The organism is Flagellimonas profundi (assembly GCF_017313275.1).
Lineage (GTDB): Bacteria > Bacteroidota > Bacteroidia > Flavobacteriales > Flavobacteriaceae > Flagellimonas > Flagellimonas profundi.
This window is the reverse complement of the sequence record NZ_JAFLNM010000001.1, coordinates 974,683-986,871: the sequence shown is the minus strand read 5'-3', so window position 1 is coordinate 986,871 and position 12,189 is coordinate 974,683. Positions and strand designations below refer to the sequence as shown.

The following is a 12,189-nucleotide window of genomic DNA, read 5'->3' as shown; positions in this document are numbered from 1 at the left end:
ATAAAAATAATCTTTATTTAGCAGTGTAAATAAATTTATGGAATCGGTTAAATCACAGTCTTACGACGTACATATTAACGAATTGGCAGAAGCCTCTCTAAACCAACACGTTGCCAATAGGGATTACTCCAAAATATTTGTTTTGGTGGATGAGAACACCAAAACGCATTGTTTGCCCCTATTTAAAAAAATATTTCAGCATCCCATTGATGCCATTTTGGAAATTCAGTCCGGAGAAGAGAACAAGCATATCCATACCTGTTTACAGCTCTGGGAAGATTTGTCCAATTTAGGAGGGGACCGAAAAAGTCTGTTGCTCAACTTAGGCGGGGGTGTGCTGACCGATATGGGAGGTTTTGTGGCTTCTACCTTTAAACGTGGCATCGATTTTATCAATATCCCCACTACCCTACTATCTATGGTAGATGCTTCCATTGGCGGAAAAACCGGCGTTGACCTCGGTTCGTTAAAGAACCAGATCGGCGTGATCAACCAACCGGAAATGGTCTTGATTTTCCCTGAATTCCTAAAAACACTGGATCCACGGCAAATAACCAGTGGATATGCGGAAATGTTAAAGCACGGACTTATCCAAGATAAAGCATATTGGAAAGATTTAACTGAAAAAGGAGGTTTTACGGATGCATCCTGCATTCAAAGGTCCATAGCCATAAAGAACTCCGTTGTTCTGCAGGATCCTACCGAAAAAGGACTGCGTAAAATCTTAAACTTTGGCCATACGCTTGGCCATGCCATTGAGTCTTATTGTTTGGACAATCCCGACAAAAAAACTTTGTTGCACGGAGAGGCCATCGCTGCGGGAATGGTGCTGGAAGGGTATTTATCGCATGAACTGCGAGGACTATCCAAATTGTCCCTGGACGAAATCAAAAAGGGTTTTTCAAAGTATTTTGATAAGGTAGACTTTACTCCGGATGACATTGAAGCGATACTTCAACTCCTGAAATACGACAAAAAAAATTCTCACGGCAATGTGAATTTCGTACTGCTGCAGTCCATTGGCGAAGCAGTTACCGATGTTAAAATTCCAGAAGAATTGTTTCATAGGGCATTCGCTTACTACAAAGAATAAACACTTCGCATACTTATTTTTTGCTTTTGCAACTCTAAGAGTCCATCAAATTCAAAAATTCCTAGTTTAGGAATGCTATTAATAACTAACCATTATGAAACGAATTTTGATTGACTACAAAAAGTTGGACCACAAGGTGGCCGCCAAATTAATTGACTCCTATCCAGATGGTTATGGTGATGATGACATGATTACCATTAAAAAACCAAATGGTGAAGTAATCGAAGCTGTTGAAGTGAAAACGGCAGATACCATCTACATGGTAAAGATCAGTAAAAGTCTTTCGAGTTTTATGGCCAATTTCGAGGAGACCATAGAAAAGGAACTGGACAAAGAACTAGTTGCTTCTGAATTTGAGGCAGATTCCTTTGAAGGAATTGTCTCCCCTTCCGAAGAAATAGAAGATGATGATCAATATTGATTTAGGCTAAATATCGTTCTTTTATAATTCGAACATGGTGCGCTTGGTGTCCACTAATAATAAAACCCAGCGCTCGAACACTCATTTTTGAATCACTGGCCAAACCAATTCTTTTTATGGCTTCTTTGTCAAACGAATTAAAGAGTGCTATTGTGGAATCCCTAACCGCTTTATATTCTTGGGCCAAAGAAGCTTTGGAACGGTTCGTTGCGTTGGAATACGGTACGTAAGCATCCACATCGAAACCTGGAAGCGGTGTTTTGTCGTTCCTTGCAAAACAAAGTGCACGATACTGGAAAACCCTTTCGGTATCGATTACATGAATCAATGCTTCCGCCAAGGACCATTTGCCCTCAGCGTAAGCATAATCAAGTTTTTGTTCGGGTATTTCTTTTAACAGGGACAATAACTCGTCTTTGCCCCTTACCAATTCTTCGATCAATTCCACATTGCCCAATGCCATGACATAGGTCTGGTAAAATGGGTTGTATTCAGAAGATGGCAGTTCCGAAAGTACCATAAAAAAGAAATATTATAGCTCGTTAAAGATGGTATGCATCAAACGTCTTTTATCGTTAATGCTTTCTTCCAAGGAGATCATTGTTTCTGTACGGCTGATACCTTCAATATCATCAATCTTGAAAATGATGTTTTTGGCATGTGTTGTATCCCTTGCCCTGATTTTACAGAAAATATTGAATTTGCCCGTTGTAATGTGAGCCACGGTCACGTATGGAATTTGGCTCAATCTTTCCAATACAAATTTGGTCTGATGTGTTTTTTCCAAGAATATCCCAACATAGGCAATAAATGAATAGCCCAATTTGACATAGTCAAGAGTCAGGGAAGAACCTTTGATGATACCTGATTCTTCCATTTTTTTGACTCGGACATGAACCGTACCTGCGGAAATCAACAATTTTTTTGCGATATCCGTAAATGGTGTACGGGTATTATCGATTAACATGTCCAATATCTGGTGATCTATCTCGTCTAGCTTAACTTTGTTCATTACATTGAATTTTGCAGCAAAAGTAGTTAAAAAAGGAAATTTACGTAATAAAAATGGTTCTTTTTTAAATAAAATGCAAGAACGAAGAAAAATTGGTTCTTATTTATTGAAATTTAGAAGTAAATCTAGAATTTCTTTTTGTGAAGTTGTAAAGCCAAAATCCTTGTTATCAACACATTCTATGGTTTGGTGTCCATAAAACCCCTCAAGTGGGCCTATTTCGGCAATTTCGGGTTTAAAACTAATTTTATGGTCATCCAACACCTCTTTATATCTGATGCCCACAGCATGTCCTGTTTCTATTTCAGGGTTCACAATCGTTGGATTGATGATCAAAACATCAAAAAACAATTTTTGGTTGTTGGGTATGGAAAAGTAATCCCCTGTCTTATAAAGATCTATTTTGTTTTCCGCAATAGTTTTGAGCGCTTCTAAAATCGACAAAAAGATATACTCCCTGGTTTTCTCGCGGCTATAATCCCTTGGGTAATGGCCTGACTCGAATAAAACGGTGGGAACACCCAGTTTTTGAAATGCATCCCCCACGCAATTGTCATTAAACCCATCGTCGTACCTTCCCACCTGTCCGGGAATATGGTTTTGAAGCATGGAATCCATGGCCACGATCAACTTCATGGCAACTTCCCGTGTTGGGGTAATATGGCGTTCTTTATTACTTGCTGGAGACAAGAAGGAAACCGTTGCCGGTTTGTTGGTCTTTCCAGCACTAAATAGTGTTCGTTGGTCATGTAGATTAAAGCAAAAGTCAGGTTCAAAGGATTCGAACAATTCTCGCAACGCCCTGCTTTCTGGTTGGCTCAAATTTTTTGCGTCACGGTTCAAGTCTATTTTATTAATGTTCTCCCTAGTATACACAGTTGCTCCGTCAGGGTTTAATATAGGAACAATCATAAGCGTACAATGCTTCAATATGGTATGGGCCAGTGGCTCTTTGGAACCAAGGAAGTTGAACATATCGCAAAGGGCCTTTGTGGTGGTGGATTCATTGCCGTGCATTTGGGACCACATGAGTATTTTTTTATCGCCCGCCCCTAATTTAAAAGCATTAATTACAACGCCGTTTACGGAATCACCTATAGGAATAGGAGCTATAGATAGTTTGGATAAACAGGAACCAATGGATTCCATAGTAATGTATCTTCCCTCAATAGATTTCTCCTTGTAAACGCTATAGTCCATTATAAGATTCCCAATTAAAGTTTACAAAAGTAACCATAGTAAAATTTACAAATGTAACTGTCTTGTTAGTTCTTCAATATACATTTGTAACGTTTTTTTATACGTGCACCACCTATCTCGGTACAATTGTCAACTAAATGATATTTATAAGTATATATTACAGTATATCAGTATATTAATATTGTATACTTGAATTAAAACTTCTAGATTATTTACTTTATTTATATTGAGGGTTATTAATTGGGATATTATTTTAATATCTTAGATGTATATAAATTTACATTTGTGAACAAAGGAATTGTATCGCGTATAGAGACCATTATAGAACATTTGGAATTGACTGTTTCTGCCTTTGCTGATGAAATCGGGGTGCAACGCTCGAGTATTTCCCATTTATTGAATGGCAGAAACAAACCCAGTTTGGATTTTGTGATGAAATTGGTCGATACCTACCCTCAGGTAGATTTGTATTGGCTTTTAAAAGGCGAGGGTAGTTTTCCTAAGGAGGCAGAGAGTGGAAATCAAACACCGGAGCCGCTAGAAAAAGAAATAGAGAATCAAGGGAGAGCCCCTAGAATATTGAAGGAGGAAAAAATCAGTGAACAAGAACCTTATAAAATAGTGTTGTTTTACAAGGATGGTACCTTTAGAACATTCAACACAAAAAAGGATTGACCCTTTCCCCTACTTTCCGTTACTTTGCAAGTATGATAAAATATCTTTCTTTAGGGTTCATCGCACTTTTATTTATTGCGTGCGGACAACCACCAGAGCGTAATTGCATAGATTTTAAAACTGGTGAATTTTCGTTCACGGCCACTATCAATGGCGAAGAGAAAGAAACTACATTTTACAGGACTCTTGAATTGGAAGTGGATGAGTTTGAAGGAAAGAAAGACTCTTCTTCCATTCGCTGGATAAACGATTGTGAATACATTCTAAAAAACCTTAACCCAAAGAACAAGGCTGAAGAAAAACCTATCCATATTAAAATATTGACCACTAAGGATTCTTCCTATACTTTTGAATATAACGTAGTTGGCGATAATCGAAAATTTAAAGGTGTTGCCCATAAAATAAACTAACCATGTTCGACATATTTGCAAGTCCCGATGCCTGGATGGCTTTGCTGACCCTAACTTTCTTGGAAATCGTCTTGGGTATTGACAATATCATATTTATTTCCATTGCTGCGGGCAAGTTGGAAAAAAAAGACAGGAGAAGGGCAACAAATATCGGATTGGTCCTGGCCATGCTGTTACGAATTGTTCTATTGTTCGGGATTACATGGCTTACAAAAATGAAAAAACCATTTTTAGTGCTGAACGAATCCTGGTTGACCGGGGGTATTAGTTGGCAAGCCCTGATTTTATTTGCAGGCGGGCTTTTCCTGCTCTACAAAAGTACTCGGGAAATCCATGAGAAAATTGAAGACCGTGGTCACGATGAGCGAGAAGTGAAAAAATCACGCTCTACGTCCTTGATGAATGCCATCATTCAAATTACGGTAATCAATATTGTGTTTTCTTTTGACTCCATTTTGACTGCTATTGGAATGACCAACGGGATTTCTCCAAACCCAACAGATGCTTTGGTTTTGATGATAACTGCAGTGGTGATCTCTGTATTGATCATGATGTTGTTCGCCAACCCCGTAGGGGAATTTGTGAATCGTCACCCATCCATACAGGTATTGGGATTATCGTTTTTGATTCTGATTGGATTTATGCTGATAGCGGAATCGGCACATTTATCGCATTTACAGGTTTTCGGAAACGAAGTTGGGGCTATTCCAAAAGGATACCTCTACTTCGCCATTGCCTTCTCCTTAATGGTTGAATTTTTGAACCTTAGAATGCAAAAAAATGTTCAAGAGAAAGAAGACCACTCCTTAAATGAACACTAATTAGGTCTTTGGTAGACCAGCTCGGGACTAGCTTCCTTGTGTTTTTTGAATAGCCGTTGTTGTTGCTTGACCGTCAAAGTGCTTCCGTCGTGGCTCCAACCAGGAGGTCCAAAGATGTACATTAATTTATGGGAAAGCTTTTTGGATTTTTTGACATCGTTCCAAATATCTTTAAACTCATGTGTTAGGATAACTATGGGATTGTAAGAGTTTGGAGCGTGGATCACTCCATATTTGACATCGATATCATCATCCAACTCCTTCCAAGTACCGAACATTTTATCAAAAATATTCAAGAAACCACCATGGTTCTTATCCAAATACTCGACGTTTTGCGCGTGATGTACCTGGTGCATGGTGTGGGTATTGAATATCTTTTCCAAAAAGCCAAGTTTTGGAACGTAAACAGTGTGCAATTGGAATTGCCACAAAGCCTCTATGCCCAAACAGACCAATACCATTTCTGGAGGAAATCCGATGGCCGGCATCCAAATGTAAAAGAAAGGTTTGTACAAAATAGTGAACCATCCGTTTCTGATAGCGGTTCCCAAATTAAAATTGTCGGAAGAGTGGTGTACAATGTGTGCTGCCCACAAAATACGTACTTCGTGGTTCGCTCTGTGAAACCAATAATATGTAAAATCATCGGCTAATTGGCAAATGATCCAAACATACCAAGCATATCCAAAGGATTCATATCCCAAAAAGTTTGTTCGAACTCCATCTAGAACGGGATTGAAAAGTTCATACGCACCTTCAAAAAGAAGAATGGCAAAAGCTACTTTGAACAAAGGTCCGAGGATTGCAGAACCAATACCCATAAAACCACTAGCTGCTAAGTCCTTCCAATTATAAAGGTCGTTATGTTCATGGTCGTGGGTTTTGCTGTATGTTAATTCTAGTAATATAAAGGCAATGAAAACTGGTACACCATACACCAGCGGGTTTGTAAAATCCATAAATATGTATATGTATTAAGCGGTCTGCTTTGGGTATTAAATCGATTGGGCAAATTAGCCATAAAAAGCTTTAAAACAAAGTTGTTTGATCAGAACTGTCATTCTTTGTTTCTATATCATCATTATCACTGTCTATCTGTTCTTCATCCACTACCTCAATATCCTCGGCTTTTTGTTGTTCGGGCTCTTCATAAGGTAAGGAATCTAAGGCATTTATGTTTTTAACTTTATCCGTTGTGAGCTGGTTTCCAATAGCTTTAATTCCTTTTACCGCTATAAAATCCTCAACGTTCACTTCGAGGTTCGGTTTTGGGTCCTTTCCACGGGGTTTCACAAATTCAATTTCCAGCATGGGTCTCCAATCTGTGGACACCAACTCCAAATAGGATTTCGAATCCTCATCGATCACCACTTCTTCCTTATTCGGGTTCTCGATTAAGAATCTTTTCAAATAAAACCGTTCTTTATCCCCAACATAATGTACAACCGAGATAGGCTTCTTTGGGTTCCATTTTTCCAGCACGATCATATCATCATTAAAACGAGTAAGCAAATCGGGCGGAATTGTTTTAACGATTCCTTTTTGATCTATTACCAAAAGTAGGTCGTCACCCTTGAATTCACCCAGCAACTCCCCTCTTCCATCAACATTGAGGCGGCTTACCACATCGTCAAACCAAATTTTTCTAGGTTTCAACGTGGATACACCTTTCTCCTTGAGTTCAATGCGTTTAATGGCATATTTGGTCACTAAATTTCCTTTGGAACTTCTTCCTTTGATCAGAACATCGGAAAAATCAAGGTCCCATTTCAATTTTTTAATGCTTCCCGATTGCCGCAACATAACGGTAACCACTTCCGCTTCTCCATTGGGATTCGCCGAAAAGTACAGCACTTCAGAGGAAGCTTTGTCCCCTGCAAGCTGATATATCTTATCGCGGGTCATGCTGGTAACATTGAACCGCTTTACGTAACTCGGTCCACCTTTCATGCTCTTGTAGATCATGTTGTAGGTAGTTCGCTTATCTTTCTTTTTAAAGACCGCGACGTGGATAATGTTTTTACCGACAAAAACTTTGGAATCCACTTTGGTGACCATCATTTCCCCTTTTTGGGTAAAAACGATAATATCATCAATATCGCTGCAGTCGGTTACATACTCGTCACGTTTCAAGGAAGTTCCGATAAAGCCTTCCTTTCTGTTCACGTAAAGCTTCGTATTTCTGATAACGACCTTGGTCGCTTCAATGTCATCAAAAATCTTTATTTCTGACTTACGCTCTCGTCCTGCCCCGTATTTCTTTTTAAGTTCTTTGAAATAATCAATGGCAAATTCCACTAAATGTCCTAAATGGTGCTTGGTCTGAGCAATTTTATCTTCAAGGCTTTCAATAAGTTGTTGCGCTTTATCTAAATCAAATTTTGAAATACGTTTGATTCGGATTTCAGTCAAACGAACAATGTCATCCTTGGTTACTTCCCTTTTTAAATGGGAAATGTGTGGTTTCAAACCTTTGTCAATGGCTTCGATTACCCCTTCCCAGGTTTCCTCTTCTTCTATTTCGCGATATATCCTATTCTCGATAAAAATTCGTTCCAATGAAGAAAAATGCCATTGTTCCTCCAGTTCATCCAATTGGATTTGAAGCTCTGCTTTAAGTAATTCCACCGTATGATCTGTAGATCTTTCGAGCATCTCCTTGACACCGATGAACAAGGGTTTATTGTCTTCGATAACACAGCCTAATGGTGAAATGGAAGATTCGCAAGCGGTGAATGCGTATAGCGCATCAATAGTTTTGTCCGGAGAGATACCATTGGGCAAATGCACCAAAATTTCTACTTCGGCTGCGGTGTTGTCCTCTATCCTTTTTATCTTGATTTTCCCCTTATCATTAGCTTTTAAGATAGAATCAATTAAAGAGGAAGTATTGGTGCCATATGGTATTTCGTTGATGACCAAGGTATTTTTGTCCAAAGTCGAGATTTTGGCCCTAACCCTGATCTTACCACCGCGCATGCCATCATTGTAATTGGTCACATCAATGATTCCCGCTGTAGGGAAATCTGGCACTAAGGTGAAACGCTTGCCTTTTAGGTGTTTTATCGAGGCGTCAATAAGTTCGTTAAAGTTATGCGGTAAAATTTTTGTTGATAGCCCTACCGCGATACCCTCTGCTCCTTGCGCGAGCAAGAGCGGAAATTTTACGGGAAGGTGAACAGGTTCCTTTTTTCTACCATCATAAGAGAGCTGCCACTCCGTAATTTTTGGACTGTAGACGACTTCCAGGGCAAATTTTGACAATCTGGCTTCAATATAACGCGATGCTGCGGCTCCATCACCAGTCAAAATGTTTCCCCAGTTACCTTGGGTGTCTATAAGTAAGTCCTTTTGACCAATTTGAACCATGGCGTCTGCAATACTGGCATCGCCGTGCGGGTGGTACTGCATGGTATGCCCTACTACATTGGCCACTTTGTTGTATCGGCCATCGTCCAGTTCTTTCAGCGAGTGCATAATTCTTCGCTGCACAGGCTTGAAACCATCTTCGATAGCAGGTACGGCACGCTCCAGAATTACATAGGAAGCGTAATCCAAAAACCAATCCTTGTACATGCCCGTAACCTTTACCAGGCTATCTTGTGACTCGTCTTGGTTTTCTAAACTTTCATCGTTCAGTTCTTCGTTCTCTTCCATTTAGAAAGGCGGCATTTATTTGGGTTGTAGTTGGTTTTCCTCAACAAGGTCAAGTTCCACTTTAAGATTGTTGATGATGAATTCTTGTCTGTCCGGCGTATTTTTGCCCATATAAAACTTCAAAAGGGCATCTATGCTCATCGCTTTATCCAGCATCACGGGTTCCAAACGGATATCATCACCAATAAAGTTTTTAAACTCATCTGGGGAAATTTCACCCAATCCTTTAAATCGGGTAATTTCAGGTTTCCCGGAGAGTTTTTCAATGGCCTGTTTTCTTTCTTCATCACTATAGCAATAAATCGTCTCTTTTTTATTGCGCACCCTAAACAGTGGGGTTTGAAGAATATATAAGTGATTTTCTTTGATCAATTCCGGGAAAAATTGCAAAAAGAAGGTAATCAGTAACAAGCGGATATGCATTCCGTCCACATCGGCATCTGTTGCGATCACAATATTATTGTAGCGCAAGTCCTCCATCGAATCCTCAATGTTGAGCGCGGCCTGCAATAAATTGAATTCCTCGTTTTCGTAAACGATTTTTTTGGACATACCGTAGGAGTTCAACGGTTTTCCCCGTAAACTGAACACTGCTTGTGTGTTTACATCCCTGGATTTGGTAATGGAGCCGGATGCGGAATCCCCCTCGGTTATGAACAAGGTGGTTTCCAGACGGCGGTCCTTTTTCATATCCTGCAGGTGGACACGACAATCTCTTAGCTTTTTATTATGAAGGCTAGCTTTTTTGGCTCGGTCCCTTGCTAGCTTTCGAATGCCGGAGAGTTCCTTGCGTTCTTTCTCCGCCTGAACAATTTTCTTCTGTAGCGCCTCGGCTGTTTGAGGGTTTTTATGAAGGTAATTGTCCAAATGCGTGCCGATAAAATCATTGATGTAGGTACGCACCGTTGGCAGATCCCCTCCCATATCGGTAGACCCCAATTTGGTTTTGGTCTGACTCTCGAACACCGGTTCCATCACTTTAATGGAAATCGCGGATATGATCGATTTTCTAACATCCGAAGCATCATAGTTTTTTCCGTAGAAATCACGGACGGTTTTTACGATGGCTTCTCTAAATGCAGATTGATGTGTACCCCCTTGTGTAGTATGTTGCCCGTTTACGAAGGAATGGTATTCTTCGCTATACTGGGTTTTACTGTGGGTCATCGCGACCTCGATATCATCGCCCTTTAGGTGAATGATGGGATAAAGAAAGTCCTCGTTATTATTGTTGTCCTCCAATAAATCCTTCAGACCATTTTCCGAATGGAATTTTTCCCCATTGAAAACAATGGTCAAACCTGGATTTAGGTAGACATAGTTTTTGAGCATGCGTTCCACATACTCGTTTCTGTATTTGTATTTTTTAAAGATGGATTCATCAGGTATAAAACTCACCTTTGTCCCCTTTCTTCGGGATGATTCCTCCAGAAGTTCCTCATTGACCAGATTACCCGTCTCAAACTCGGCAGACTTGGACTGTCCGTCCCGGTTGGATTCCACTCTGAAGTAGGTGGAGAGCGCATTCACAGCTTTGGTACCCACCCCGTTCAACCCAACGGATTTTTTAAAAGCTCGGGTATCGTACTTGCCGCCTGTGTTCATTTTGGAGACAACGTCCACCACTTTTCCAAGTGGAATACCGCGGCCGTAGTCACGAACATGAACGGTATTGTCCTTGATGTTGATTTCGATGGTCTTCCCGGCTCCCATCACAAATTCGTCGATGGAGTTGTCGAGTACTTCTTTTAAAAGAATATAAATACCATCATCTGCGGAGGAACCGTCGCCCAATTTTCCAATGTACATCCCTGGACGCATACGAATATGCTCCTTCCAGTCCAGCGAACGGATATTATCTTCAGTATATTGGGTATCTGCCATTAGTTAAGGGTTAATCATTGCAATATAAAATTTAGGAGCAAAAATAAAAGGGTGTAGGGTAGAAAGTAATCAACAATGAAAAACAATAATTGTTAATATATATCAGCCTTTAGCCCGCTTTTTGCCTTGGATTGACAGGTAGGTCACCCCAAAAATAACAACCGACATTCCAACCAACTGCCAATATGTGAGTTTTTCGTCCAAAAACACATAGGCGAGCAAAATTGTGGAAATGGGCCCTAAACTTCCCAAAATTGAAAAGTTGGAAGCTCCCAACCTTTCGATTGCCGCCGACACCAAAAACGAAGGAATGAACGTAGCGAAAATAGCCATTGCAAAACCATATGCATATACAGGCCATGGATAATCCATAAATCCCCAATGGCCCGATACCAAATAGTGCATTACAATACAGATTGTGGACACGATCATCGCGTAGCAGGTAAATCGGAGCACACCGAATTTGGGAATCAACCATCCGCTTCCCACCAAATAAGAGGCATAGGTAATGGCACTCAGCAATACCAGAAACCCTCCCAGCAGTACTTCGTTGCCAGAGACCTCCAATTCGTCCCAAAAGGTAATGAGCACTCCCACATACGTAACCAGAATGGCGATAAATTGAACCTTGGATATTTTTTGCCTAAATATCAGCCAACTTAGAAATACAACAATGGTTGGATACACAAAAAGAATGATGCGCTCAAGGCCTGCCTTGATGTAATTCAGCCCCAAAAAATCGAAATAACTGGCCAAATAATAGCCCACGAAGCCAAAAAGTAACAGCCACGCATAATCTTTGCCCACAATTTTTGTGTTTGCTGATTTTTTTCGAATCAAAAACAATATAAAAATGTAAAATGGAAGTGAAAACAACATTCGAAACAGCAGCAAATCGAGCGTATCGACATCGTAACGGTACGCCAATTTCACCATTACTGCCTTAGAGGAGAACATCACTACTCCCAGGACCCCGTAAAAAACCCCCAAGCTTTTACTGGACATATAGCAAAGCT

Annotated in this window: 12 protein-coding genes; 5 read left to right on the top strand and 7 right to left on the bottom strand. The window is 40.1% G+C overall.

Features of this window, described 5'->3' with window-relative positions:
* The first annotated feature begins 37 nt into the window (after window positions 1-37).
* Both aroB and J0654_RS04510 read left to right on the top strand, forming a co-directional pair.
* Window positions 38-1,093, top strand: coding sequence for a 3-dehydroquinate synthase (aroB, locus tag J0654_RS04515; RefSeq protein WP_207026460.1), 1,056 nt, complete (start codon window positions 38-40; stop codon window positions 1,091-1,093).
* A gap of 94 nt (window positions 1,094-1,187) precedes the next feature.
* Window positions 1,188-1,514 carry a hypothetical protein gene (locus tag J0654_RS04510; protein WP_207026459.1) on the top strand — a complete coding sequence of 109 codons (327 nt, stop codon included), beginning with the start codon at window positions 1,188-1,190 and terminating at the stop codon, window positions 1,512-1,514.
* A gap of 1 nt (window position 1,515) precedes the next feature.
* Here J0654_RS04510 and J0654_RS04505 read toward each other — a convergent pair whose 3' ends face one another.
* The 3 genes from J0654_RS04505 to J0654_RS04495 form a co-directional block, all read right to left on the bottom strand.
* Window positions 1,516-2,034 carry a DinB family protein gene (locus J0654_RS04505; protein ID WP_207026458.1) on the bottom strand — a complete coding sequence of 173 codons (519 nt, stop codon included), beginning with the start codon at window positions 2,032-2,034 and terminating at the stop codon, window positions 1,516-1,518.
* Between the two features lie 12 nt (window positions 2,035-2,046).
* Complete coding sequence (locus tag J0654_RS04500; RefSeq protein ID WP_108246105.1) at window positions 2,047-2,526, bottom strand: Lrp/AsnC family transcriptional regulator; 480 nt, start codon at window positions 2,524-2,526, stop codon at window positions 2,047-2,049.
* A gap of 99 nt (window positions 2,527-2,625) precedes the next feature.
* Entirely contained in the window at window positions 2,626-3,726 is a 1,101-nt protein-coding gene (locus J0654_RS04495; RefSeq protein ID WP_237685884.1) for a M14 family metallopeptidase, read from the bottom strand.
* 285 nt (window positions 3,727-4,011) lie between these two features.
* Between J0654_RS04495 and J0654_RS04490 the strand changes: the two genes are divergently transcribed.
* From J0654_RS04490 to J0654_RS04480, 3 genes are read left to right on the top strand one after another with little or no spacing between them, the layout of a single operon-like run.
* Window positions 4,012-4,401 (top strand): helix-turn-helix transcriptional regulator, encoded by a 390-nt coding sequence (locus J0654_RS04490; protein ID WP_207026457.1) that lies wholly within the window; start codon window positions 4,012-4,014, stop codon window positions 4,399-4,401.
* 32 nt (window positions 4,402-4,433) lie between these two features.
* Window positions 4,434-4,811: a DNA topoisomerase IV gene (locus J0654_RS04485; protein WP_207026456.1), complete on the top strand. Its 378-nt coding sequence runs from the start codon at window positions 4,434-4,436 to the stop codon at window positions 4,809-4,811.
* A gap of 2 nt (window positions 4,812-4,813) precedes the next feature.
* Window positions 4,814-5,632 (top strand): TerC family protein, encoded by an 819-nt coding sequence (locus J0654_RS04480; protein WP_207026455.1) that lies wholly within the window; start codon window positions 4,814-4,816, stop codon window positions 5,630-5,632.
* On the opposite strand, the gene J0654_RS04475 is transcribed toward J0654_RS04480, so the two are convergent.
* The 4 genes from J0654_RS04475 to J0654_RS04460 all read right to left on the bottom strand — a co-directional run bounded on the left by J0654_RS04475 (window position 5,629) and on the right by J0654_RS04460 (window position 12,178).
* Entirely contained in the window at window positions 5,629-6,591 is a 963-nt protein-coding gene (locus tag J0654_RS04475) for a sterol desaturase family protein (RefSeq protein ID WP_207026454.1), read from the bottom strand. The two genes, J0654_RS04480 and J0654_RS04475, sit on opposite strands and share 4 nt — an antisense overlap.
* 70 nt (window positions 6,592-6,661) lie before the next feature.
* On the bottom strand, window positions 6,662-9,289 hold the full coding sequence (locus J0654_RS04470; RefSeq protein ID WP_207026453.1) for a DNA gyrase/topoisomerase IV subunit A: 2,628 nt from the start codon (window positions 9,287-9,289) through the stop codon (window positions 6,662-6,664).
* 15 nt (window positions 9,290-9,304) lie between these two features.
* Window positions 9,305-11,173, bottom strand: coding sequence for a DNA topoisomerase IV subunit B (locus J0654_RS04465; RefSeq protein ID WP_207026452.1), 1,869 nt, complete (start codon window positions 11,171-11,173; stop codon window positions 9,305-9,307).
* A gap of 102 nt (window positions 11,174-11,275) precedes the next feature.
* Complete coding sequence (locus tag J0654_RS04460; protein WP_207026451.1) at window positions 11,276-12,178, bottom strand: DMT family transporter; 903 nt, start codon at window positions 12,176-12,178, stop codon at window positions 11,276-11,278.
* Between the last annotated feature and the right edge of the window lie 11 nt (window positions 12,179-12,189).